This is a genomic window from Streptomyces sp. CNT360 (assembly GCF_000424785.1).
Window position 1 is genome coordinate 121,107 of the sequence record NZ_AUKO01000026.1, and the last position, 23,189, is coordinate 144,295.

The 23,189-nt window shown below is 70.7% G+C and carries 21 protein-coding genes; 10 read left to right on the forward strand and 11 right to left on the reverse strand.

Annotated elements, in window-relative coordinates; translation table 11 throughout:
* Nucleotides 1-2 precede the first annotated feature (2 nt).
* Both H297_RS37465 and H297_RS0120240 read right to left on the reverse strand, forming a co-directional pair.
* On the reverse strand, nucleotides 3-653 hold the full coding sequence (locus tag H297_RS37465; RefSeq protein ID WP_051352023.1) for a hypothetical protein: 651 nt from the start codon (nucleotides 651-653) through the stop codon (nucleotides 3-5).
* Nucleotides 654-1,022: 369 nt separating this feature from the next.
* Nucleotides 1,023-1,316, reverse strand: coding sequence for a DUF1330 domain-containing protein (locus H297_RS0120240; protein ID WP_027738546.1), 294 nt, complete (start codon nucleotides 1,314-1,316; stop codon nucleotides 1,023-1,025).
* A gap of 83 nt (nucleotides 1,317-1,399) precedes the next feature.
* On the opposite strand from H297_RS0120240, the gene H297_RS0120245 reads away from it, so the two are divergent.
* Nucleotides 1,400-1,918, forward strand: a complete 519-nt coding sequence (locus H297_RS0120245) for a MarR family transcriptional regulator (protein WP_027738547.1) — start codon at nucleotides 1,400-1,402, stop codon at nucleotides 1,916-1,918.
* Nucleotides 1,919-2,008: 90 nt separating this feature from the next.
* Here the strand turns inward: H297_RS0120245 and H297_RS0120250 are convergent, their stop codons facing one another.
* The 3 genes from H297_RS0120250 to H297_RS0120265 all read right to left on the reverse strand — a co-directional run bounded on the left by H297_RS0120250 (nucleotide 2,009) and on the right by H297_RS0120265 (nucleotide 5,582).
* A complete protein-coding gene (locus H297_RS0120250) occupies nucleotides 2,009-3,472 on the reverse strand; it encodes an FG-GAP repeat domain-containing protein (protein ID WP_037794838.1) in 1,464 nt (487 codons plus the stop codon).
* A 718-nt stretch (nucleotides 3,473-4,190) separates the two neighbouring features.
* Entirely contained in the window at nucleotides 4,191-4,922 is a 732-nt protein-coding gene (locus H297_RS0120260; protein WP_106959669.1) for an ArsR/SmtB family transcription factor, read from the reverse strand.
* 156 nt (nucleotides 4,923-5,078) lie between these two features.
* Entirely contained in the window at nucleotides 5,079-5,582 is a 504-nt protein-coding gene (locus H297_RS0120265) for a nucleoside deaminase (RefSeq protein ID WP_027738551.1), read from the reverse strand.
* A gap of 271 nt (nucleotides 5,583-5,853) precedes the next feature.
* On the opposite strand from H297_RS0120265, the gene H297_RS0120270 reads away from it, so the two are divergent.
* Together H297_RS0120270 and H297_RS0120275 are read left to right on the forward strand one after the other, a co-directional pair.
* Nucleotides 5,854-7,308, forward strand: a complete 1,455-nt coding sequence (locus H297_RS0120270; protein WP_027738552.1) for a hypothetical protein — start codon at nucleotides 5,854-5,856, stop codon at nucleotides 7,306-7,308.
* Nucleotides 7,305-8,483 carry an ARPP-2 domain-containing protein gene (locus H297_RS0120275; protein ID WP_027738553.1) on the forward strand — a complete coding sequence of 393 codons (1,179 nt, stop codon included), beginning with the start codon at nucleotides 7,305-7,307 and terminating at the stop codon, nucleotides 8,481-8,483. Before H297_RS0120270 ends, H297_RS0120275 begins: the two co-directional genes overlap by 4 nt.
* A 79-nt stretch (nucleotides 8,484-8,562) precedes the next feature.
* Here H297_RS0120275 and H297_RS0120280 read toward each other — a convergent pair whose 3' ends face one another.
* A complete protein-coding gene (locus tag H297_RS0120280) occupies nucleotides 8,563-9,564 on the reverse strand; it encodes a LacI family DNA-binding transcriptional regulator (protein ID WP_027738554.1) in 1,002 nt (333 codons plus the stop codon).
* 241 nt (nucleotides 9,565-9,805) lie between these two features.
* Here H297_RS0120280 and H297_RS0120285 point away from each other — a divergent pair, with 241 nt between their 5' ends.
* The 5 genes from H297_RS0120285 to H297_RS0120305 all read left to right on the forward strand — a co-directional run bounded on the left by H297_RS0120285 (nucleotide 9,806) and on the right by H297_RS0120305 (nucleotide 14,641).
* Entirely contained in the window at nucleotides 9,806-10,885 is a 1,080-nt protein-coding gene (locus H297_RS0120285; RefSeq protein ID WP_027738555.1) for a glycoside hydrolase family 172 protein, read from the forward strand.
* A 39-nt stretch (nucleotides 10,886-10,924) separates the two neighbouring features.
* Complete coding sequence (locus H297_RS0120290) at nucleotides 10,925-12,331, forward strand: ABC transporter substrate-binding protein (protein ID WP_027738556.1); 1,407 nt, start codon at nucleotides 10,925-10,927, stop codon at nucleotides 12,329-12,331.
* Nucleotides 12,328-13,284 carry a carbohydrate ABC transporter permease gene (locus H297_RS0120295; RefSeq protein WP_027738557.1) on the forward strand — a complete coding sequence of 319 codons (957 nt, stop codon included), beginning with the start codon at nucleotides 12,328-12,330 and terminating at the stop codon, nucleotides 13,282-13,284. Before H297_RS0120290 ends, H297_RS0120295 begins: the two co-directional genes overlap by 4 nt.
* A complete protein-coding gene (locus tag H297_RS0120300; RefSeq protein ID WP_027738558.1) occupies nucleotides 13,274-14,125 on the forward strand; it encodes a carbohydrate ABC transporter permease in 852 nt (283 codons plus the stop codon). The genes H297_RS0120295 and H297_RS0120300 overlap by 11 nt, the downstream gene beginning before the upstream one ends.
* Before the next feature lie 69 nt (nucleotides 14,126-14,194).
* Nucleotides 14,195-14,641 (forward strand): hypothetical protein, encoded by a 447-nt coding sequence (locus tag H297_RS0120305; protein ID WP_027738559.1) that lies wholly within the window; start codon nucleotides 14,195-14,197, stop codon nucleotides 14,639-14,641.
* A 367-nt stretch (nucleotides 14,642-15,008) separates the two neighbouring features.
* Here the strand turns inward: H297_RS0120305 and H297_RS0120315 are convergent, their stop codons facing one another.
* The 4 genes from H297_RS0120315 to H297_RS0120330 all read right to left on the reverse strand — a co-directional run bounded on the left by H297_RS0120315 (nucleotide 15,009) and on the right by H297_RS0120330 (nucleotide 19,125).
* On the reverse strand, nucleotides 15,009-15,971 hold the full coding sequence (locus H297_RS0120315; protein ID WP_199787238.1) for an ABC transporter substrate-binding protein: 963 nt from the start codon (nucleotides 15,969-15,971) through the stop codon (nucleotides 15,009-15,011).
* Nucleotides 15,972-16,050: 79 nt separating this feature from the next.
* A complete protein-coding gene (locus H297_RS0120320) occupies nucleotides 16,051-17,061 on the reverse strand; it encodes an ABC transporter permease (RefSeq protein WP_027738561.1) in 1,011 nt (336 codons plus the stop codon).
* Nucleotides 17,061-18,701, reverse strand: coding sequence for a sugar ABC transporter ATP-binding protein (locus H297_RS37470; protein ID WP_064744851.1), 1,641 nt, complete (start codon nucleotides 18,699-18,701; stop codon nucleotides 17,061-17,063). Before H297_RS37470 ends, H297_RS0120320 begins: the two co-directional genes overlap by 1 nt.
* 1 nt (nucleotide 18,702) lies before the next feature.
* A complete protein-coding gene (locus tag H297_RS0120330; RefSeq protein ID WP_027738562.1) occupies nucleotides 18,703-19,125 on the reverse strand; it encodes an RbsD/FucU domain-containing protein in 423 nt (140 codons plus the stop codon).
* 220 nt (nucleotides 19,126-19,345) lie between these two features.
* On the opposite strand from H297_RS0120330, the gene H297_RS0120335 reads away from it, so the two are divergent.
* Together H297_RS0120335 and H297_RS0120340 are read left to right on the forward strand one after the other, a co-directional pair.
* Complete coding sequence (locus H297_RS0120335) at nucleotides 19,346-20,824, forward strand: FGGY-family carbohydrate kinase (protein ID WP_027738563.1); 1,479 nt, start codon at nucleotides 19,346-19,348, stop codon at nucleotides 20,822-20,824.
* Nucleotides 20,825-20,885: 61 nt separating this feature from the next.
* Nucleotides 20,886-22,517 (forward strand): fucose isomerase, encoded by a 1,632-nt coding sequence (locus H297_RS0120340; RefSeq protein WP_027738564.1) that lies wholly within the window; start codon nucleotides 20,886-20,888, stop codon nucleotides 22,515-22,517.
* 351 nt (nucleotides 22,518-22,868) lie between these two features.
* Here H297_RS0120340 and H297_RS0120345 read toward each other — a convergent pair.
* Nucleotides 22,869-23,189: transglycosylase SLT domain-containing protein (locus H297_RS0120345; RefSeq protein ID WP_027738565.1), on the reverse strand; the 321-nt coding region annotated here is incomplete at its 5' end.

Here is a 23,189-nt window from a genome sequence, read left to right on the forward strand (position 1 = left end):
GCTCACTTGCCGGTGGGGCCGTAGGGAGGCCGTCCCCACTGCGGCGGAGCCGCCGTGGCGGCGAGCCGACGGCGGTGACCGCGTCGGCGAAGTGCGGTGACGACAGTGATGACCACTGCGGAGGCGAACGCGGCGAAGAAGAGGGCGACGGCCGCGAAGATGCCTCCCACCGCGGCACCCGCGTGCGGCTCGTCCCCCAGCGCGAACCGGGCCTGCCGCTGAGAGGTGCAGGTGAGGGTGTAGTCACCGGTGCTGCCCGGCTCCACCTCGAAGACACGCTCCCAAGTGCGTGAGCCCGCAGTGACCTTGAAGGTGCTGCCGGGCTGCTTCATGGACCCGGACCGCATCCCGGGGATGCGGCAGTCGACCCGGCCCTTCCCGGACTGGGAGACGTAGACCGCCTTGGTCTCCCCCTCGGTGAGGCTGACCCTCCGGGAGCCGCCGCCGGGGAAGCTGTGGTCGGCATCGACGGCGTCCACCATCTTGCCGACCGTCACGACGAGGACGGCGGCCCCGCCACCGGCCAGCAGCAGCGCCAGGAGGGCGGCGACCACGTACCAGACACGCCGCGGCCGCACGTCCTGCGCCGGGATGTGCGGCGGCGGGTACGGCGGGCCGCTGTACGGTGCCGCGCCAGGGGTACTTGTAGCCACGGTGCCGCATCGTACAGCGACACCGGCCACGCGTGAGGGCCGGGACCGGGACCGGGCGAGGAGCGGCACCGCGGCCGAGCCGCGGATGTCAGCGGCCCAGCAGCCGCCTCACGACTGGCCTCACGACTGGTGGGCGGCGAACAGTTCCAAGCGGCCGGACTTCTGGCAGCGATACGCCTCGACCTGGCGCGCCGGCCCATGCGCTTGGCACCGCCGACATGATCGCTACCTTACGGAGCCGCCACGCGTGCGGTGACGGCAGTTTCCGCTGCGCCGAAGCCCCCGGAAGCCGCCTCGCGCCCGTGCCGCCGTGCGGACGTGCGCTGCGGCGGGGCGGGGTGAACTCCCGCTCGCAGGGCGGACAGGCGGTCAGTCGCCGCCCTCGACGAACAGCAGCCTGCGGTCCAGCGCCTCCTCGCGGACCTGAAGGGCGCGGGCGTACTCCGGCGAGGCGTACCACTGCCGGGCCCGGGCCATGGAGGGGAATTCGACGACGATCATCCGCCGTGCGGCGGGCCAGGTGCCCTCGACCGCTTCCGGGCGGCGCCCCCGTGCGAGGTAGCGGCCGCCGTACTGCGCGATCGAGGACGCCGCCAGCTCGCGGTAGGTGTCCGCGCGCTGTTCGTCGAGGACCTCGACTTCCGATACGACGTAAGCGGGCATACCGACGACCGTCCTCCCGTTGTCCCTCTTCCGAGATAGCTTTCCTGGAAGCTACCATGCGGTGCCGACGAGGAGGACCCGAAATGGAAGAGCGGACGGACCGGGTCGACGACGTCGTCCGGGCATGGCGACGGGAGTTGCCCGAGGTCGTCGGGAACACCACCGAACTGGCCAAACGCCTCACGCAGTTGTCGACGGCGCTGGGCGAGGCCACCCGGCGTGAACTGGCCGCCTTCGAGCTGACGGTCGCCCAGTACGACGTCCTGGCCGCCCTCCGCAGGGCCGGCGCTCCCTTCCGTATGAAGCCGAGCCACCTCGTGGGGGAGCTGCTGCTGTCGTCCGGCGGCGCCGCGAAGACCCTCAAGCAGTTGGCCGCGCGCCGACTGGTGGAGCGCGAAAGCGACGTCGCGGACGGCCGTGTCGCCTGGGTCCGGCTGAGCGCGGAGGGCGTCGACCTCGCCGAGCGCGTGGTCCGCGCCACCAGCGGCGCGCAGCAGGAGTTGTTCCGCCACCTGCCCGCGGAGGCGGCCGAGCACGCCACTGCCGCACTCCGCGAGGTCTGCGCCGCGGTGGACGACGGCCGTCCGCGGGGTCCCTTCTGAGCGGGCGTGCGATGCCCCGCTGACCACTTCCGGCGTTCCAGAGGCTTCGCGACGGACGGCACCGCTCACCGGACGAACGGGGCACCGGCTCTAACGCGCCAGATCCCCGGTGTCGAAGGAGGCGGCGTCCCTCCCCGTGCCGTCCACGATCCACCAGTTGCAGGCGAAATGCGGCTGACCCGCCGTGGCCATGAGGAGCTCGTCGTGGCCGTCACCGTCGAGATCGGCCGCGCCCACGGGATGGCCCGCCCAGGAGTCCGGGTCATCGGCGGTCGTACCCGGTGCGTGGTGGGAGCGTCGCAGGTGATGCCACGGCCGGGAGCCGAGGCCCGGGGAGGAACCACCGCGCAGGACATCGACGCTGCCGCTGTTCCCCCAGCGGTCGGGGGCGCGTGCGACGGCGAGGTCGTCGCAGCCGTCCCCGTTGAGGTCTCCAGCGACCAGGCCGATGCCGAAGCCTCCCTTGCGGGTGCCGCCTTCGATGACGACGGGCGCCAGCGGGGCCTTGCCGTAGCGAATGGTCACCCTGCCCTTGCGATCGGCCGGCTCCTTCTCCTCGTCCGTCGGGATGCCGCTGTCACCGAGGGCGACGTCGGGCCGGTTGTCACCGTCGAAGTCGCCGACGGCGATGCTCTCGCCCGGTGGCAGCCGTTCCGGCTTCTTCGCGAGACCGGTCTCGGTCTTGGCACCGCCGGCCAGCAGCAGGGGCCTGTCGGGCTCTCCGGGGCGGTATACCAGGAGATCGGTGGCGTGGCCGCCGGTGACCTGCGCCGCGAACATCTGGAGGTCTGGCACCGCGTCGGTTCCCCGCGGGTCGGGGTCGGCGCGCTCGCTGGTTCGCGCGGGCTTGCCCGTGCGGGTGAACGGGCCGTGCAGCACCACCAGTCGCCGCTTGTTCAGACCGGTGCGGTATGTGGCCAGGTCGGCGTGGCCGTCGCCGTCGAAGTCCCCGGCCACCGGCGGCTCCCCGTAGGTCTCGTTGGTCTTCCCGACGGCCACGGGGTTCTTGCCGCGGTGCGGCAGCGCGATGGGGGTGGGGCGGTGGTCGCGCCGCGGCCCGTGCGGGCCGCCCCACTGCACATGGGCGTAGCCGCCCGCGACGAGGTCGAGGTGGCCGTCGCCGTCCAGGTCGGCGACGGTCGGAGCGGGCCGGGTGCCGATCATGCCGACGTGCTTGGGCAGGTCGAAGTCCTTGGGGGTGAACACCGTGCGGTGCCCGGGAGCAGGGCCGTGCGCCGAGCCTTCCAGCAGGGCGATCCGGCCGGTCTGGTAGACGTCGCCGTTTCCGGCCGGTACGTCGAGCAGCAGCTCCGGGTGGCCGTCGCCGTCGAAGTCGGGGGCGGGGGTGTCCGCCCGGCCTGTGGGTTGAGGCGACGAGGCCGGCGTCGCGGGTGCCGACCGGGAGGGTCGGCAGGCGCTGTCCGCAACGGGCGGATCAACCTCCTGGTTGCGTGCGCCCGTGGCGGTGCAGAACACCAAGGCGGCGGCGAGGAGGCTGAGGGGCCCGGTTCGGCGGAACCTCTTGGCACGTGAGGCTCCCGGTTCGTACGTCATGAGAGCCACTACAACCGATGTGCACGCTCCCCTCCAAACCCGAGACCACTCCGTGACCTCGGCTTCTGTGGCAACTCACCACACAACCTGTCGCACCGGCCCAACCGCGGCGCGCTTCCGTCCGGTGCGGGCGCGGTCACGTGTCCTGACCCGGTTCCGGCCCGGTGGCAACGTTCCCACTCTGGAATCGTTGCCACAGAGGGCGCCACGGACTCCTCGCACGGTCACCACCCACGTTGCCGTGAGCGGGCCGTGAGCGGCCCGTCAGCCGGTCGATGAACGGCTCGCGCGCGGTGGCACCGACGACGGCCGACGCACGGCCACCGCCCTGGGGGCGGGAATTGCTCATGGGGCACAAGATGTTCCTCTTCCGGGACACCTGCCACGCCGGGCCCCTCTCGAACTCGCCCTCGGCCGGGCCCTGGCCGCTTGCGGCAGCGACCGGGGCCTCGACGTCCTCGTCCGCTACCTCGACGACAACCGCGCCCTGCTCGCCGAGCAGGCACACACCCGGTCGACCGCCCTGACCGGTACCGGCCACGGCAAGGACGCCGACGCGTGGCGGCGCCATCTGGCCGCGCACCCGCTCGACCCCCTCCCGCTGCCCCCGCCCCACGATCCGCACGCCGCCGACCTACCGCCCCGCATGCTGCGTCCGGCCCCCGCCCCCACACCGCGTGCCCGGCACCCTGACCGGCGACAGCGGGAACGCCCCCGTTCACCTCGCCGTCAGGAGGTCACGGGGCAGGCCGAGGTGGTCACCGAGCGCCTGCCGGCCGAGAGCCGTGACGGCGACGGCGCGTGTGGTGCCGAAACGAGTGATCCACCCCACGTCGAAAGCGTGGCGGCACAGGGCGGCACCGACGGCACCCGCAAGGTGGGGGCGGCGTTCGGTCCAGTCGAGGCACGACCGCACCGCCGGCCGGCGGCTGCCCTGCGGAACGGTGACTCCGACGTCCGAGAGCCAGGCCACTCCGCTCCCGGTCAGTCCCAGCCCGTGTCCGAGATCCAGAAGGCGCCGCTCGATCATCGCGTCGGTGACGGCGACCGCGACGGCCCCGGCGAGGTGGTCGTAACAGGTACGGGCGTGGGCGAGCGCCGACCGGCGCCCGGCAGCCGAAAGGGAGCGCGGCGGAGCCGAGTCCCGTGCGGGAGCCATCGCGGCGAGGCCCTCCACCAGTTCGGCGATGTGCGGACCGGCCAGCCGTACGTAGCGGTGACGGCCCTGCCGCTCCTGCGTCAGAAGGTTTCCCCGCACGAGCGCGTGCAGGTGCTCGGTCGCGGTCGAGGGCGCCACGCCCGCATGACGCGCCAGTTCGGTCGCTGTCCAGGCCCGGCCGTCGAGCAGGGCGAGCAGCACGGTCGCCCGTGTGCCGTCGGCCAGCAGCTTCGCGACGGAGGCCAGATCGGGGGCGGTGGTGTGCACGCGCCGCATGTCCATGCCTTCCATTGTCCCCCGCGATGCTTCGGCATCCGCCGAAGCGTCACCGCCCGGGTCCCACCGTCACGGCACCGCACCTCCCACCGCCTCGCCGATCCCCCAACAGCACTCAGGGGAGGCGCGGGGGAGTGTGGGCCGCCCCCGCGCGGGCGCCGCCGGGCACGCTCAACGGGGCGCCGGCGGCGTGCCGTCGGGCCGCACGTGCAGGCGGTGGTGCAGCGCCCGCACCTCGTCGACGAGCTCGGGCACCGGACCCTCCACCACCGCGCCGGGCACGACCGAGATGACGGGCAACGCGGCCACCGGAGCGGCGGCCACACCCCATTCCGTCAGCCACCCTGCCAACTGGTCGGCGGAGGCCACGTAGACGATCCGGCCGAGGCCGACCCAGCCGTGCGCGGCGGCACACATCGGGCAGTGCTCGCCGGAGGTGTAGACGGTGGCGGCGGCCCGCTCGGCCGGGGTCAAGTGCTCGGCGGCCCACCTCGCGAGCGCGAATTCGGGATGCCGGGTGCGGTCGCCCGAACCGACACGGTTGTGGTCCTCTGCCAGCGCGGTCCCGTCCTCGCCGACCAGTACGGAACCGAAGGGCTCGTCACCGGCCTCCAGCGACGCGGCCGCCAGTTCCACGCAGCGGCGCAGATGCCGCAGATCCACCTCGTTCGTCACGGCTCCAGCCTGGACACCGCGGTCCGGCGCGCCGCACCACTCCGAGGGCGCGGTGGAGGAAGAGCGCCAACGCGGTCGTCACAGTGCTTCAGCTACCGAGACGGCCGGAAATACGGAAGGCCCACCGGCACGGTCCCGGTACGATGACGGGGCCGGCCGCGGGACTCCGGCGCGACTTCCGGAACGTGCCTGTACAGCAATGATTCGCAGCTCGCGCTGCCATTCCCCGGCCGGTTCACACACCACGGGAAGCGGGGAACGGGGAAGGACCATGGACGCGCGCGCGGCGGCGGGCGGGAGGAGCGACCTGGTCGCGGCGGAGGACCTGCTCCAGTTCGTCAACGCCGCCGTCACCGCCACCGGCCAGCGCGAGTTCCACTCCACAGCCGCCGCCCAGCAGTTCTCCCTCGACTTCCTGCACGCCTACGTCCGCGGGAACTACCGTGACCTGTACGCGGCCGTCCTGGCGCTGGACATCAACGACCACAACACCGTCCGCATCATCACCGACCTGCTGCGGACCGCGAACGAGGCGTCCTTCGACCAGCGTCGCATGGAGGGCCGGCTGATCGCCCGCCGCCTGGCGACCCTGCCCCCGCAGCGCGTGTACGGCATCTTCCGCAGTCTGAGCCGCGCCAAGGTCAACAACCGGCGCACCCGGGCCCTGGTGCGCGACTGGCTCGCCCACCGCCCTGACCTCACTCTCGACGCCGTCAAGTACCGCGGCGGTCTGGCCTGCGCCCTGCGCCACGCCCATCTGCGCCCGCCGACCGCGGAACTCGGCGACTTCCTCTTCGCCTGGCGCGCCCGGCCCCACTACGCCGCCCCGCTGCTGGAGGCGTGGCGGCGGGCACACTACGACAAGAGCGCGCTCTACGAGCTGCCGTACACCGTCGCCGAGGGCTTCGCGGCCCGCCACGGCATACCCCGGGCCACGTTCCTGGAACGCATCGCACCCCGCATGACACGGCTGGAGAGCCTGCGCCTCCAGCGGACCGTCCAGCACCACGGCGTGGAGGCGGCCGTCGCCGACCTGTCCGGAATGCGGCTGACCCGCCTGGCCTCGTACGTGCTCTCCCTCTCCCCGGACGAACGCATCCGCAGGCGCTCCGAGCTGACCGGCGCGCTGCGGGCGGCCGCCGACCGGGTGGCCGGTGAGATGCGTGGCACCTGGGGGCGGGTGACGGCCGTGCTGGACGACAGCTTCTCCAGCTTCGGATCGGCAACCAAGCGCCGCCGCCCGCTCGCCGTCACCCTGGCCTGCCACCATCTGCTGGCCGCGCTCGCCACCCGGTACGTGCCGGTGTGGACCTCCGGCCGCACCGACGCGCTGCTCGTCCGCCCCTGCGGCCCCACGCCGCTGGGACGGCGCATCCTGGACGCATTGGAGACGGCACCGGAGCGGCTGCTGATCGTCTCCGACGGCTGGGACAACGCGCCGCCTGGGCTCGCGGCCGAGGTTCTGCGCGTCTGGCGCACCCGCCTGGACCCCGGCTGCGCGGCCTCGGCAGTGCACCTCAACCCCGTCTACGACGCACGGGACTTCGACGTGCGCAAGCTGGCACCCACCGTGCCCACGGCCGGCATCCGCGACGCGGAGGATCTGCCCGCACTGGTGGAGCTGGCCCGCTTCGCGGAGAGCGGCACGGGGCTGTCCGAACTGCGCACCTATCTCACCGGAAAGGTGGCCGCACTGACGAGGGACGAGACGGGGAAGGGCCGATGACCGCGTCCGGCGGCGTACGGGAGACGACCGGTCCCGACATGCGCGGGCTGCGCACCCGGCCCGCACAGGTGTGGGGCGGAGTGCGCCTTGTCCCCCTGGTGCGGGACGAGCCCGTGACGGACCTGCGGCTGCACCCTCGCGCCTACGAGGACACGGCCGGCGTCGTCGATCTGGGCAGGCGCGAGGTCTACACCGCCTACGTGCCGCACGGGTTCGTCGCCCACTGGACCCGCGACGGCACCCCCGCCGCCGCCTACGGGACCCAGTTGAGCGACGGCGGCGAAGCGCTGCCGCCCACCCGCATGCAACTGCGCGCCCACCGCCGGATGGCCCGCAGGGAAGCGCGCAACCGGCTGCGTTTCCTGCCGCTGCACCTGGCACTGGAGGGCTACCTTGCGCTCCACTTCGGCGGTCCGACGCTTGCCTGGCAGGAGTGGTCGCAGCGGGCGCTGCGCCAGGGTCTGTCCCCGCGGGTCGAGGAGGCGTATACGGGGGCGGAGGTGCGGGGGCTCTCCGACGCGCTACGGGTCTTCGAGATCCACCCGGGCCAGTGCGGGGTGCTGGTGTACGTGGCCGACGCGCTGGCGGCGGCCTTCGTCGTGCCCCACCCCGACGACTACCGCACCCTCCATCCCACGCTGGTGCGCGACCTGTACGGCGAGTTGATCCACCACTACGCCACCTACCAGCGCGAGCTGCCCGACTTCCATGCGTGCATCGTGGCCGACGGCATCGATGACCTGGCCGGTCTGCGTGCCGCCGCGGACGCCCAGGAGGAGGAGTGGGCGGCTTTCCACGACACCACCATGGCATCAGGCCTGCTGGCGGCGGAGCGCACCGTGCAGACGGTGTACCGCATGGGGCGCTTCACACTGAGCCGGTTCCTTCCCCTCTTCCGGCCCAAGGAGGAGAACCACATCGGCGAGACCATCACCGACACTGAGGGGCGCCTCGCCTACCTCAAGACCTTCCGGCTCTCGGAGGCCCAGATCCGCCGCGGCCACCTGCTGGACGAACTCGCCGCTCACCACTGGCAGATGAAGGCGACGGCCGCGGCTTTGGGAACCGACGAGCCGGGCCTGGCCGGGCGCCTGGAAGCCGCCGGTTTCGGCTATCTGCTGCGGCAGGACGTCATGGACCACTACCGCGCCACCACCCGCGCCACCGGTTCCTGACGACGCTGTGCGGTCGGCGTGCTCGCGGTGCGCAGGGGCGTGGAGGGGGCGCATGTGTCCCTGGGGCGCCTGAGCCCGGTCAGGACGGGCCGGCGGTGCTGCTGCGGGGTTCCAGTGAGGTCCGCAGCACCACCGTCTGGAGGGGCTTGACCGAGCCCGCGATGCGCTCCTGGAGAAGAGAGGCGGCGGCCTCACCGAGGTCGTAGGCGGGCAGGTGCACGGTGCTCAACGACGGGCGCACCAGCGAGGCCCAGGGCACGTCGCCGAAGGAGAGAACGCCGAAACCGGGCGGTTCGATGCCCGCCTCGTGCAGGGCCCGCAGCGCGCCCACCGTCATCAGGTTGTTCGCGATGAACACGGCGTCGGGCGGGGTGTCCAGGGCGAGCAACTCCCTCATCGCCGTGCAGCCGCCCTCCACACGGAAGTCGGCGTGACGTGTGTAGGCGCGGATCGTCTCGTCGGACACGCCGGCGTCGCGGAGCGCGGCGCGGAAGCCCGCCAGCCGGTCCTCCGAGGTGGAGGCGCCCACGGGGCCGGTCACACAAGCGATCCTGCGGTACCCCTGCTCGACCAGGTGGGCGGTGGCCTCCTCGGCGCCGTGCTGGTTGTCGACCATCACGGCGTCCACCCTCGCGGCCCGGGGGCGGCGGTCGACGGCGACGACGGGCATCCCGCGTTCGGCCAGCGCCGAGAGGTCGGTGTGCCTGCGGGAGGCGGCGGCCACCACGATGCCGGCCATCTGCTCGGCGAGCGCGACGTCGAGGTAGCGGCGCTCCTTGTCGACGTCCTCGTCGGTGTTGCAGAGCACCACGGACAGGTTGGTGCGCTGCGCCGCGTCCTCGACGCCGCGGGCCAGCGCGGTGAAAAAGGGATTGGAGATGTCGGGGATGAGCAGTCCGATGACGCTGGCACGCTGGACCCGCAGGGAGCGGGCGACCCGGTTGGGCGAGAAACCGAGGTTCTGGGCGGCCTCGCGCACCCGCTGGGCGCGCTCCGCTGTGACGCGGCCGCCGTTGAAGACGCGGGAGACCGTCGCGGGGGACACCCCGGCAGCGCGTGCCACATCGCTGATGGTTGCCACCGGACTCCTCGCTTTCCCGGCGCCTGAGACCTCGCCACGTGCTGCGGACGGACCGTGCTGCGCCACCTCTTGACACCCTACGGGGTGAACTCTACTTTGCCTGAAATGGTTTTCAACCAGGGGGGTCGGAATTGCGTCCCCACGGTCCTCCCAGATGTGTTCCTCCCCTCGTCATTCCTGTACCGACAGCAGTAATCCTCGACTCGATGTGAAGAAATCGATTTCTAGGGAGTGCCCTTCCATGCTCGACCAGCTCGCCCGACGCACCGACGGGGTGACCCGGTCCGTCAGTCCGGAGAACGTCACCGGCGCCAAGGGCGCGGGCGGCCGTGCCCTGGAGGGCACCGGCGCCCGCGCGGCCGGACCGCTCGGTCAGGGCTGGAAGATCTCGCCCAGCATCGACATCCCACCAGGCGAGACCGCCGAGTTGGCCGACATCGCGGGCCCCGGGACCGTGCGCCACCTGTGGTGCACCACCGCGCCGCACCGCGCCTGGCGCGGCACCCTCCTGCGGGCCTACTGGGACGGTGCAGACGAGCCCGCTGTCGAGGTGCCGCTGGGGGACTTCTTCTGCAACGGCTGGAACGTCTTCAGCCAGGTCTCGTCCGTGCCCGTGGCCGCCAACCCCAACGGGGGCTTCAACTCCTACTGGGCGATGCCCTTCCGCGAGCGGGCACGTCTCACCCTGGAAAACCTGTCGGCGGAGACGGTCACCCTCTACTACCAGATCGACTACGAGCTCGGCGCCGTGGACCAGGACGCCTGCTACCTGCACGCCCACTGGCGGCGCAGCCACCCCGTGCCGTACGGCGAGGTGCACACGCTCCTGAAGGACGTACGGGGGAGGGGGCAGTACGTGGGCACGTATCTTGCCTGGTCCACCAACAGTCCGGGGTGGTGGGGCGAGGGCGAGGTCAAGTTCTACCTGGACGGTGACACCGACTTCCCCACGGTCTGCGGCACCGGCACCGAGGACTACGTCGGCGGCGCCTGGAACTTCGACATCGAGGACCGCGGCTACACGACGTACACCACGCCCTACCTCGGCCTGAACCAGATCCTGCGCCCCGACGGCCGCTACGCCAGCCAGCAGCGGTTCGGGATGTACCGCTGGCACGTGCCCGATCCGGTGCGCTTCGCGGAGGATCTGCGGGTGACGGTCCAGTCGCTCGGCATCGGGCCCGGCAACGGCAACGGGCTGGCACACCGTTACCGGCCCACCAGCGACGACATCGCTTCGACGGCGCTCTTCTACCTCGACGCCCCCGCCTGCGGCGGCAGGCCGCCGGCACCCGGACTGCTCGACCTCGAAGTGGACTGAACCGCACGTATCGGCCGTCGCAGTACAGGAGGACGCCACATGCTTCCGCACGGCACCGGCCCGGGGCGCCGCAGAACCGCCGAGCCACCCGGTCCGCTCTCCGGCACGGCCACCTCCCGGCGCCGCTTCCTGCGCGGCGCCGCCGCGGGAGGGGCGGCGGCCCTGGGCGCACCCGCGCTGCTCAGCGGGTGCGGTTCCGCGCAGGCCGACAGCGACAGGCTGACGTTCTGGAACTTCTACGCGCCGCAACGGTCCGACGACCCGGCTCTCAACGCACAGAGCAAGTGGTTCACCGACCTGGTGGCGGCATGGAACGCCACCCACGACGTCAAGGTCGATCTGCTCTACCTGCCGCCGAAGACGTACCAGACGGGCACCAAGCTGCCCACCGCCTTCGCGGCCGGCTCCGGGCCGGACATCTTCCTCGTCAGTCCCGGCGACTTCCTGCGCTACTACAACGGCGGCGTCCTCGCCGATCTCACCCCGTACACCGAACCCGCGGCGGTCGAGGACTACAACGCCTCCACCCTCGCCAGCCGCACCGTCGACGGCAAGGTCTACGCCCTGCCCATGGAGGTCGAACCGCTGGCGATCTACTACAACAAGGGGGCCTGGGAGAAGGCCGGCCTCTCCGAGGGGGACGTCCCCACCACGTGGGACGCGCTGCTCGACGTCGGCGACAAGCTCACCACCCGCACCCGCGCGGGTCTCGTCTGCGAGACCGTGCCCGGCTACCTCCAGAACTTCCTCTGGTACCCGTGGATGTGGCAGGGCGGCGGTGACGTGCTGGACAAGAAGGGGCGGGTCGCCGTCGACACCCCGCCGGTGCGCCAGGCGCTGAAGCTGTGGCAGGACGCTGTCGACTCCGGCATCACCCCGCGCACCCCGCCTTCCGCCGACGACCTGATCTCCGCGTTCAAGGCCGACAACGCCGCCATGTGGCAGTCCGGGATCTGGCAGGTCTCCAGCTTCAAGGCGTATGCGCCGAAGTTCGAGTACGGCGTCTTCGCGCTGCCCGTCCCGCCCGGCGGCCGCTACACCACGGCGCTCGGCGGCTGGTCGTTCTGCGCCAACGCGCAGGGCCGCAACCCGGAGGCCGCCGCCGAGTTCTGCGGGTGGGCGCTGGGCTCCATGGAGGAGGACTGCGTGGCCCGGATGGTCGACTGGTGCACCCGGGCCAAGTCCGACATCGCGCCCCGCACCTCCGCACTGCACCGGGCCGGCACCGAGGGCGGCTACGACGACTGGGCGATGCGCTACTTCCGCGACGAGGTCTTCCCCGGCGGGCGCGCCGAGCCCCGCTATCCGCCCGTCGTCTACAAGGCCATGTCGGACGCCATCCAGGGCACCATGCTCGCCGGGCGCGACGTGGCCGAGGAAGCGGCCCGGGCCCAGCAGTCGGTGGCCGCCTACGTCGAGAGCTACGAGGGGGCGAGCCTGGTATGACCGACCTCGCCACTCCGCGCGACACCGCGGCCACCGACCCCACGCCCCGCCCCCGGGGCCGTCGGCAGCTTTCCCGCAGACACCGTGAATGGATCGCTGCCGCGCTGTTCCTGGCACCGGACGGTATCGGGCTGCTGCTCTTCGTCGGCCTGCCCATGGTGCTGTCCGTGGTTCTCAGCTTCTTCCAGGTCAGCGGATTCGGCAGCTACGAGTTCATCGGACTCGGCAACTACCGGCGCATGGTGAACGACCCGCTCTTCTGGGACTCGATGCAGACGACAGGGCTGTACGTCGTCGTCCTCGTGCCCACCCTGTTCGTGGTCAGCCTCGGTCTGGGCCTGCTCGTCCAGCAGCGCCTGCCCGGCGTCGGTGTCTTCCGTACCGTCTTCTTCCTCCCCTACGCACTCAGCCTGGTGGTCGTCGGCCTGCTGTGGAAGTTCATGCTCGACGACCAGACCGGGGTGGTGAACAAGACCGCCCGGGGTGTGGGCCTGGAGGGCAGGTCCTGGCTGGGCGACCCCTCGCTCGCGCTGTACTCCGTCATCGCCGTCTTCGTGTGGGTGATGATGGGCTACTACATGATCATTTTCCTTGCGGGGCTCCAGGAGATCCCCCGCGAGCTGTACGAGGCCGCACGGATCGACGGCGCCGGACCCTGGCAGCGGTTCCGCCGCATCACCTGGCCGCTGCTCCGCCCCACCAGCTTCTTCGTCCTGTTGATGTCGACGGTCGCGGCCATCACCGGAGGCTTCGAGTTGATCTTCGTCCTCACCCAGGGCGGACCCGCCGACAGCACCTCGCTGGCGATCTACTACATCTACCAACAGGCCTTCAACTTCGGCGAGTACGGCTACTCCGCCGCGATGGGCACGGCGCTGGTGCTCGTGATGGTCGTCTGCTCCGGACTGATCTTCGCGCTCACCAGGGGAGGGAGGTTTCACGATGGCGACTGACACCAGGGGCGTGAGCGCCCCAGCCGGCCGGCAGGGGAGAGGGGCCCGTACCGGACTGACGGTGCTCGGCGCCGCCCTGGCGGCGCTGGCGCTCTTCCCCGTCGCCTGGCTGGTCTCGGCCTCGCTCAAGCCGCGCGACCAGGTCAACGACGGGAAGCTGATCCCCCAGGACATCACCTTCTCCAACTTCACCTACGTCTTCACCGAGATCCCCTTCGCGCGCTACCTGTTCAACAGCTTCCTCGTCTCCGCCGTCGTGACGGTCGTGGCACTGCTGCTGCACTCCATGGCGGCCTACGCGCTGGCCCGGCTGCGCTTTCCGGGACGGGAGTTCGTCTTCGCGGCGATCTTCGCGACCCTGCTGGTCACGGCGCCCGTCGTACTCATCCCGCTGTTCGTCGTCGTCCGCGAGATGGGCATGCTCGACAGCTACGCCGGACTGATCGTCCCCGCCGTCTTCAACGCTTTCGGCATCTTCCTGCTGCGGCAGTTCTACCTCCAACTGCCGCGCGAACTCGAAGAGGCCGCGATCATCGACGGCTGCGGGTACTGGCGGGTGTACTGGTCGGTGGTGCTGCCGCTGTCCCGGCCCGTCCTCTCCGCGCTGACCATCTTCTTCTTCCTCGCCAACTGGAACTCCTTCCTGTGGCCGCTGGTCGCCACCAACGACCCGGATCTGACCGTCGTGCAGCTCGCCATCACCTCCTTCCAGTCGCAGTACACCTCCAACTGGAACTACATCCTGGCCGCGGCACTCGTCGCCGCCGCCCCCATGCTGGTGCTCTTCTTCGCCTTCCAGCGGAAGATCGTCGAGTCCGTCAAGACGGCGGGTTTCAAGTAGAAGAGCTCTCATGCCCGACCCGCACAGGACGCACTCGGGTCATGAGCGGAGCAGTGGCAAAATGCGCTGATGGGGATGATCGACAGCGGCAACGGGGCCGTCCGGTACGTGCGGTTCCAGTCGCCTCACCGGAACGGTCGAAACAACTTCACCGGCGTTTTCGGGCTCGTCAACAGTTTGGCGAGGGAGGGAAGGCTCTCGGACGCACAGGAGTCCTTCCGTCGCCGCAGCAACAGTTGGTACGACGCCGCGTACACCGATCCCTCGACCATCGACCCGCGTGTTTACGATGACGAGATCAACCCTGGTGCGGCTGCGTGGTTCAAACCATCAGCGACTCATCTCCTCGCTCGGGTCTCCGGCTATCTGGAGATCCTTGCCGCGCACGGCGTCGACTGCCAGGTTCTGCGGTCCGCAGACCCGGGGCGGGTCGTCTACGAAGACGATGTACAGATCGTGGTGGTGCCGCATGCGGACGCGGCTGCTGTCCAGGAGCGCACCAACACCAGGAAGTGACGCGGTGCGCGACGAGGCCGCGCGTCAGGTAGCGCGCCAGCTCGGGATGGAGCAGAGCGCGGATGGTGTCCGAGCCGTAGCCGGCGTCCAGGCGCATGGTGATGCCGTCGGGTAATGGTCCGAGGCCGTGAAGACGGTCCAGAGGTGGTGCGGGCACTGGGGAGTCGTGGGGAGTCGTGGCGGTCGGCGCAGATCAGGACGCGGCCGGGGAGAGTGCTGCAGCCGTCCGTCATGCCGAAGCGTTTCGCGCCGTTCGCCGCGGTAGACAGAAGAGGTGGACGACGCGGGCCGGCGAAGGCACCGGCGACAGTACCGGGGCCCACAGCGGCCCGGGAGCCTGCACCGCCGCAGTCGCAGCCCCGCCGCGTCACCGGTAGAGCACGGACTGGATCTTTTGATCGTCGAGATTCTTGCGGTCGTACCAGTAGAAGCCGGTGCTGACGGCCTTGGGCAGCTTCTTGCCCTGCTTCGCCTTGAGCGCCGCGTCCACGACCTGCCGGCCGATCGCGAGCGGGTCCTGGGTGATGGCGCCGAGCATCTGACCCTTCTCGATGGCGTCGATCTGGCCCTTGCCGGAGTCGAAGCCGACCGTCTTGATGCCCTTCCTGCCGCTCTCCTTGACGCCCTGGATGACGCCCATCGCCGAGCCCTCGTTGGTGCCGTAGATGCCGTCCACGTCGGGGTTGGCGGTGATGATGGCCTTGGTGATGTCGGCCGACTTGGTCTGGTCGCCGCCGCCGTACTGCACGGGCAGCAGCTTGATGCCGGGGGCGTGCTTCTTCATCCAGCCGGCGAAACCGTCGCGGCGGTCGATGCCGGACCCGCTGGTCTGGCTGTGGGCCACCACGGCGACCTCGCCCTTGCCGTGCAGCGCCTTGGCCAGGTGCCGGGCCGCCGCGGCCGCGGCGGCCTTGTTGTCCGTCGCGACGGTGGTCAGCGGTACCTCGCTGTCGACGCCGGAGTCGAAGGCGATCACGGGGATGTCGTTGCGCTCGGCCTTCCGCAGCATCGGCTCGGTCGCCCGCGAGTCGAGAGCGGCCAGGCCCAGCGCGTCCGGCTTCTTGCCGACGGCGTTGGTCACCTGCGTCACCTGCGTCTCGACGTCGCTCTCCGTCGCCGGCCCCTGGAAGCTGATCTCGGCGCCGCGCTTGTCGGCCTCCTGCTGGGCACCTTTTCTGACCGACTGCCAGAACTGCTGCTGGAAGCCCTTGGAGACGATCGCCACGTACGGCTTGTCACCTGCTCCCTCGTCGGAGGCGCCGCAGCCGCTGAGCGCCAGTGTCATGGCCGCCGCGACGAGCGCCGCGGTGCGCTGGGGCCGCATGGTCATCGAACTCCCTCGGTGGTGCCGGAAAAGTGTGCGGGAAGCGTGCGCCCGGGCCCGGACGCGACCGGCGCGGACCCTTGTCTCAGGCCGCTGCACGCTTGCGGGCCATGTCCGCGTAGACAGCGACGACGATGACGCTGCCGAGGATGACGTTCTGCCACTCCTGCGGTACGGCGAGCACCTGGAGGCCGTTGTTGAGCACGGAGATGATCAGGGCGCCGATGACCGTGCCGACGATGGACCCCTTGCCCCCGCTGAGCGAGGTGCCGCCGATGACGACCGCGGCGATGGCCTGGAGCTCGTACCCCATGCCTGTCGCGGGCTGGGCGGAGCCGAGACGGGCGGAGATGAGGATGCCCGCCAGGCCGATGAACAGGCCCGCCAGGGTATAGATGATGATCTTCCACTTGCGGACGTCGACGCCGGAGAGGGCGGTGGCCTCCTCGTTGCTGCCGATGGCGTAGGTGTAGCGGCCGAGTACCGTCCGGCTCAGCGCCACACCCGCGACGACGGCGACGACGGCCATGATCAGCACCGCGTTGGGGAAGTCCGTACCGGGGATGATGCTGCCGGTGGAGATGTCGGTGTAGGCGGTGGAGTCGAAGTAGATCGGCGCGCTGCCCGAGATGACCAGTGCCAGCCCGCCGGCGACCAGCATCATCGCGAGCGTCGCGATGAACGGCGGCAGCCCGAGCACGGTGACGTTCAGCCCGTTGACGAAGCCGATGAGCGCGCCGAAGACCAGCGTGCCGAGGACACCGACGACGATGGGCAACCCCATGTCGGTGATCAGCACCCCGGAGACGACGGCGCACAGCGCCATGCCCGTACCGACCGACAGGTCGATGCCGCCGGTGATGATCACGAACGTCGCACCGAGCGCGAGAGTGCCGATCACGACGGTCGCGAAGAGGATGGAGGTGATGTTGCCGTAGGAGAGGAAGATCGGGTCGGCGATCGCGAAGAACACACTGATCACGACGAGGCTGCCGAAGGCCAGGAACTGCTGGAGGCGTCCCTTGGGAGTGCCGCCCTCACCTTCCGCGCCGGTGGGCTTCTGCTGCGGGGCCGTGGGTGCCGTCTGCGTCGTCATCACTTGCCTGCCTCGGGGGTGCTGGTGCCGGTGTCGGTGCTCTTGGCCGCGGGGGCTGCTGCGCGGGCGTGCTGCGGATCGGTGCCGGGGCGCAGCGTCGCGTAGTGCATGACCTGCTCCTGGGTGGCTTCGTCGGCCGCGAGCTCACCGGTGATGCGGCCCTCGGCCATCACCAGGACCCGGTGCGACATGCGCAGTATCTCGGGAAGCTCCGAGGAGATCACGATGAGGGACTTGCCCTGCTGGGCCAGGTCGTTGAGGAGCCGGTAGATCTCCTCCTTGGCGCCGACGTCGATACCCCGGGTCGGCTCGTCGAAGATCAGGACGTCGCACTCCTTGACCAGCCATTTGGCGATGACGACCTTCTGCTGGTTGCCGCCGGAGAGGTTCTTGACTCGCTGGCCGACCGACGGCGTCTTGATCTTCAGCGCGTTGACCAGCTCCGCCGCGCGGGAGCGGATCGCCTCGTCGCGGACGAAGCCGAAGGAGGTGAAGCGTTCCTGGAGGGAGCTGAGCGCGATGTTGGTGCCGACGCCGTCCTCGACGAGCAGTCCGAGCTGTTTGCGGTCCTCGGACAAGTAGCCGATACGGTGCCGTGCCGCATCCGCGGGGTTGCTGATGCGCACCCGTTCGCCGCGCAGCGTCACGGTGCCTGAAGTGACGGGGTCGGCGCCGACCAGCGCGCGGGCCACCTCGGTACGGCCCGCTCCCATCAGCCCCGCGAACCCGAGGATCTCCCCCTCCTTCAGCTCGAAACTCACCTCTTCCAGCAGAGCCTTGGTGCTCAGCCCGGAGACCGACAGCAGGGTCCTGCGGTCCTGCCGCACGTTCTCGGGCCCCGCGCTGTCGTCGAGTTCGCGGCCGACCATGCGCGCGATGACATCCCGCATGGAGGTCTCGGCGGTGCGCAGCGTGTCCACGTACTGCCCGTCGCGGATGACGGTGATCCGGTCGCAGAGGGAGCGCAGCTCCTCCATACGGTGCGAGATGTAGATGACGCCGGTCTCCGGCCGGACGAAGCGCTGGATGAGCCGGTGCAGGACCCGCACTTCGGCGTCGTTGAGCGCGGCGGTCGGCTCGTCCATGATCAGCACCCGCGGGTCGTACGAGAGCGCCTTGGCGATCTCGACCATCTGCTGCTGGGCGACGGTGAGCGTGCCGACCGAGCGGCGCGGATCCAGCGGGAGCTGAAGCCGGTCGATCAGTTCCTGAGCACGGGCGTTGAGGGTCCGGTGGTCGAGGAGGACACCCGCCTTGCGGGGTTCCCGGCCGATGAAGATGTTCTGCGCGACCGTGAGGTCGGGCATCAGGTTGAACTCCTGATGGATGATGCTGATGCCCAGCTCCTGGGCGTGCCGCGGCCCGGTCACGTGCAGCGGTGCGCCGTCGAGGAAGAAGCTGCCGGAGTCGGGGGTGTGGATGCCCGACAGCAGCTTCATCAGCGTCGACTTGCCGGCGCCGTTCTCGCCGACCAGCGCGAGGACCTCACCGTGGAGCAGGTCCAGCCGCATGTCCCGCAGCGCCTTGACGCCCGGGAAACCCTTGCTGACGCCCTCCACCCGCAGGAGAGTTCTCCCCTCGGCGGGCTCCGTGGCCTCGGCGGCTCCGGGACGGGTGGTTCCGGTGTTCTCGCCGTCCATGTCAGTGCTCTCCCGCCACCGTGACGACACCCTTGCGCAGGATGGCGTTGCCGTAGACCCGGCGCTCACCGGTGCGGATGACGAGGTACGCCTGCGCCGCAGCGTCGTAGAACGCCTGCCGCTCCAGGTCCCGTACGCCGTCCTCGCCCACGTCCGCGGCCTCCATCAACTCCCGCTGCACCTCTCCCCGGCCTCCTCCGGGTTGCCCCATCAGGTCGAGAGCGGGCGCCTCGTCCAGCGGCACCACGGTGCGGATCGCTTCGAGGACGTGCGGCGCGGCGAGCCCGGGGAGGACCAGCATCCGCTGGGCGAGGCGTGCGCAGGGGAAGTGGGCGTCGGCCACCACGACGGCGTCGGAGTGGCCCATCGCATCCAGATGGCGCAGTAGGTCCCCCGTCAGCAGGGGGTGGATGTCGGTCAGCACGACAGACTCCTCAGAAATCGATTTCAGGGAGTGTAGAAACGGCCGGTCGGTGCGTCAACAGGTCGGACGGCATCTCCTGTGTTCCGTGCCCACGGCCTGCGCGTTCTGCGTCCCTGGAGGCGCGACGGGTGGGAAGAGCGGAGGTGCGGGCGCCAGGCGAGGGGCTGGGCGGAGCGGCGGAGCATTGACGGTGAAATCGATTTCTGACAGCCTGCGCCCCATGCCCCTCAACGCAGTCCTCGGTGTGGACATCGGCACCTCCAGCAGCAAGGGCGTCCTGGTCTCCCTCGACGGGACCGTGCTGCGTTCAGCCGTGCGGGAGCACAGCGTCGAGCGGCCGGCACCCGGCCACGTGGAGATGGACGCCGAGATCTGGTGGGACGAACTGGTCTCCCTCTCCCGCGAACTCACCGCGCCCGGCGACGCCGACGTGGTCGCCGTCGGGCTCAGCGGCATGGGCCCCTGCGTCCTGCTGACCGACGCCGACGACCGCCCGGTCCGCCCCGCGATCCTGTACGGCGTCGACACCCGTTCCGTCGACCAGATCGCCCGGCTGAACGCGGAACTGGGCATCGAGGAGATCCGGCGGCGCTGCGGCTCCGACCTCTCCAGCCAGGCCGCCGGAGCCAAGATCGCCTGGATCGCCGACGAGGAACCCGAGCGGTACGCCCGCGCACGCCGCCTCTACATGCCCAGCTCGTGGCTCGTGCACCGGCTCACCGGCGCCTACGTCCTCGACCACCACTCGGCGAGCCAGACCACTCCGCTCTACGACACCCACGCCCTCGCCTGGTACGGACCGTGGGCCGACCGGATCGCGCCCGGCCTCGAACTCCCCCCGCTGCGCTGGTCCGGTGAAGAGGCGGGAACCGTGACGGCCGAGGCCGCACGGCTGACCGGGCTGCCGCAGGGCGTCCCCGTGATCACCGGTACCGTCGACGCCTGGGCCGAGGCCCTCAGCGTCGGCGCGCACCGGCCCGGCGACCTGATGCTGATGTACGGCACGACGATGTTCCTGGTCCACACCGTCCCCGACCTGCTCACCGACCCGGCGCTGTGGAGCACCGTCGGCGCCCTGCCCGGTACCCGCAACCTCGCCGGAGGCATGGCCACCTCCGGCGCCGTCACCGGCTGGCTCCGCGAGTTGTTCGGCGACCCCGGGTACGCGGATCTGCTCCAGCTCGCCGAACGCTCGGGGCCGGGTGCCGGGGGCCTGCTGATGCTGCCGTACTTCTCCGGTGAGCGCACCCCGGTCATGGACCCGCAGGCGCGCGGCGTCATCGCGGGCCTCACCCTCTCCCACACCCGCGGCGACCTGTACCGGGCAGCCCTGGAGGCAACGGCCTACGCCGTACGGCACAACATCGAGGCGCTCCGCCAGGCCGGCGGCGACATCCGACGCGTCGTCGCCGTGGGCGGCGGCACCCAGGGCGGGCTGTGGACCCAGATCGTCTCCGACGTCACGGGGTATCCCCAGGAACTGCGGACCACCTCCATCGGCGCCGGCTACGGCGGCGCCCTCCTCGCGGCCCAGTTGGTCGGGGACGCCTCGATCGATGCCTGGAACCCCGTCCAGGAGACCGTCACACCGCGGCCCGGAACCGCGGCGCGCTACGAGGAGCTGTACGGCCTCTACCGCGCGCTCTACCCGGCGTCCGCGGAGGTCGTCCACGCCCTCGCGGCCCAGCAGAACCGGTGATCCGCCCCGTCGAGGTCTCACGTCCCGCCCGCAGTCACGCACCGTTCGAAGGAGCACCGTCATGCCCTACTCCCTGCCGCAGCCGATCGTGCCCGCCGCCGCCGAGCCGGGCACCGTCTACACCGTCGCCAGCGGTGACCTGCGGCCCAGCGCCAATGTCACCGGGTGGCCGTCCCAGCGCAAGCTGGAGGCCGACCTGACGGCGGCCCTCAACGAACTGGGCCGGCAGGTGCGCCGTGGCCACGAGGTCGACACGGCGAAAGGGCACGGCTTCATCGACAGTCAGCGCGCCGGTATCGAGGTGTTCAAGCATCTGCCGCCCGAGGCGCCCCTGATCGTCGTCGAGGGCGTATGGCAGTACAGCCACCACGTGCTCGCCGGGCTGCGTGACCACCGTGGTCCGATCCTCGTCGTCGCGAACTGGAGCGGTGAGTTCCCGGGGCTCGTCGGCCTGTTGGGCCTGGCCGGCAGCCTCACCAAGGCGGGCAGGCCGTACTCGGTGCTGTGGAGCGAGGACTTCACCGACACGTGGGCACTGGACGGCCTGCGCACCTGGCTGGAGACGGGCACCCTCACCCATGACGCCTCTCACGTGCGGGACCTGCCTCCGCTGGCCTCCGACGACGAGACGGAGCTCGGCGCCGCGCTGGCTGGGCAGTTGCGGTCGGAGAAAGCCGTCATCGGCGTCTTCGACGAGGGCTGCATGGGCATGTACAACGCCATCTTCGACGACGAATACCTCAACGCTCTCGGCATCTACAAGGAACGTCTCTCCCAGAGCGCCCTCGTGGTGGAGATGAGCCGTGTCACCGACGAGGAGGCCCAGGCCGTCCGCGACTGGCTGGACCGGGCCGGCATGACGTTCCACACCGGCACCGACGAGGCCACGGAACTGACCGACGCACAACTGCTGAGCCAGTTCAAGATGTACATCGCCGCGCTCCGCATAGCCGACGACTTCGGGCTCGACGCGGTGGGCATCCAGTACCAGCAGGGACTCAAGGACACCGTCCCCGCCAGCGACCTGGCGGAGGGTCTGCTCAACAACGTCGAACGTCCCGCCGTCCTCAGCCGTGACGGCTCCCGCGAGCTGTACGCGGGAACACCGCTGCCGCACTTCAACGAGGTCGACGAAGGCGTCGCCGTCGACTCCCTCGTCACCAACCGCATCTGGACGGCCATGGGCCTGGACCCGGCCACCACGCTGCACGACATCCGCTGGGGGCAGGAGTACGACGGCCAGTTCGTGTGGGTCTTCGAGATCTCCGGTTCCGTCCCCGCTTCCCACCACGGCGGTTACGACAAGTCGTACTCCAAGCGACAGCCCCCCATGTTCTTCCCGCTCGGCGGCGGCACACTCAGCGGCGTCTCCAAGCCCGGCGAGCTCGTGTGGTCCCGCGTCTTCCTGATGGACGGCGCACTCCATGCCGACCTCGGCCGGGCCTCGGCCGTCGAGCTTCCCGAGGAGGAGACCCAGCGGCGCCTGGCGGCCACCACCCCCGAGTGGCCGATCATGCATGCCGTGCTGCACGGTGTCAGCCGCGACCAGTTCATGGGGCGCCACAAGGCCAACCACCTCAACGTCGCCTACGCCCCCGACGCCGCCACCGCGGACAAGGCCCTGCGCGCCAAGGCGGCGATGTTCGACGAGCTCGGCGTGCAGGTCCACCTGTGCGGGCACGTCACGCTCTGACGCCCGCCCCCTCCCGGGTCTGACGGCCGGGTCGGCACCGATGCCCGTCGGTGCCGACCCGGCCGTGGCCCGAGCGCGCGCGGTCGTCGGTCTCGGGTGCCTTCTGTGCTCTCCTGCAGAGCTGGTGGCATGAGCTGAGGGCCCTGATTGGGCGGCTGCGGGGAGCGCTGCGTGGCATGCCCGCTCGCTCACTTCCTGCGGCTCTCGCCCGTCCTCGTCCGAGTCCTGCCGCCCGCCACCCCTCGGCGGCCGCCGTGAGACGACGGGAGCGGGTGGGAGGTGTGTGCCTCCCACCCGCTCGGGTGTCTCATGCGTGCTGCTGCTGTTGTTGTGGTGGCCCTGTCCCGGGGGTCAGTAGGCGGAGTCGACCTGGTCCATGGAGCCGTAGCGGTCGGCGGCGTAGTTGCAGGCGGCGACGATGTTGGCGACGGGGTCGGTGAGCTTATCGGCGGTGCCCTTGACGTGGTACTGGTCGAAGGTGGGCTGGATCACCTGGAGCAGTCCGCGCGAGGGGGTGCCCTTCTGGGCGTTGACGTCCCAGCCGTTGACCGCGTCGGGGTCACCGGCCGACTCGCGGATGACATTGCGCTTGATGCCCTCGTAGGAGCCGGGGATGCCGTTCTTCTTCATGATCGCGCGGGCCTCACGGATCCACCCGTCCAGATTGTCGGC

Excerpts from the sequence above, each read along its gene's own strand:
- H297_RS0120240 (WP_027738546.1), bottom strand. The coding sequence starts at position 1,316 with ATGCCCGCTTACGTCGTATCGGAAGTCGAGGTCCTCGACGAACAGCGC.
- H297_RS0120245 (WP_027738547.1), top strand. The coding sequence starts at position 1,400 with ATGGAAGAGCGGACGGACCGGGTCGACGACGTCGTCCGGGCATGGCGA.
- H297_RS0120250 (WP_037794838.1), bottom strand. The coding sequence starts at position 3,472 with ATGACGTACGAACCGGGAGCCTCACGTGCCAAGAGGTTCCGCCGAACC.
- H297_RS0120260 (WP_106959669.1), bottom strand. The coding sequence starts at position 4,922 with ATGGAAGGCATGGACATGCGGCGCGTGCACACCACCGCCCCCGATCTG.
- H297_RS0120270 (WP_027738552.1), top strand. The coding sequence starts at position 5,854 with ATGGACGCGCGCGCGGCGGCGGGCGGGAGGAGCGACCTGGTCGCGGCG.
- H297_RS0120275 (WP_027738553.1), top strand. The coding sequence starts at position 7,305 with ATGACCGCGTCCGGCGGCGTACGGGAGACGACCGGTCCCGACATGCGC.
- H297_RS0120285 (WP_027738555.1), top strand. The coding sequence starts at position 9,806 with ATGCTCGACCAGCTCGCCCGACGCACCGACGGGGTGACCCGGTCCGTC.
- H297_RS0120290 (WP_027738556.1), top strand. The coding sequence starts at position 10,925 with ATGCTTCCGCACGGCACCGGCCCGGGGCGCCGCAGAACCGCCGAGCCA.
- H297_RS0120295 (WP_027738557.1), top strand. The coding sequence starts at position 12,328 with ATGACCGACCTCGCCACTCCGCGCGACACCGCGGCCACCGACCCCACG.
- H297_RS0120300 (WP_027738558.1), top strand. The coding sequence starts at position 13,274 with ATGGCGACTGACACCAGGGGCGTGAGCGCCCCAGCCGGCCGGCAGGGG.
- H297_RS0120305 (WP_027738559.1), top strand. The coding sequence starts at position 14,195 with ATGGGGATGATCGACAGCGGCAACGGGGCCGTCCGGTACGTGCGGTTC.
- H297_RS0120315 (WP_199787238.1), bottom strand. The coding sequence starts at position 15,971 with ATGACCATGCGGCCCCAGCGCACCGCGGCGCTCGTCGCGGCGGCCATG.
- H297_RS0120320 (WP_027738561.1), bottom strand. The coding sequence starts at position 17,061 with ATGACGACGCAGACGGCACCCACGGCCCCGCAGCAGAAGCCCACCGGC.
- H297_RS37470 (WP_064744851.1), bottom strand. The coding sequence starts at position 18,701 with ATGGACGGCGAGAACACCGGAACCACCCGTCCCGGAGCCGCCGAGGCC.
- H297_RS0120335 (WP_027738563.1), top strand. The coding sequence starts at position 19,346 with ATGCCCCTCAACGCAGTCCTCGGTGTGGACATCGGCACCTCCAGCAGC.
- H297_RS0120340 (WP_027738564.1), top strand. The coding sequence starts at position 20,886 with ATGCCCTACTCCCTGCCGCAGCCGATCGTGCCCGCCGCCGCCGAGCCG.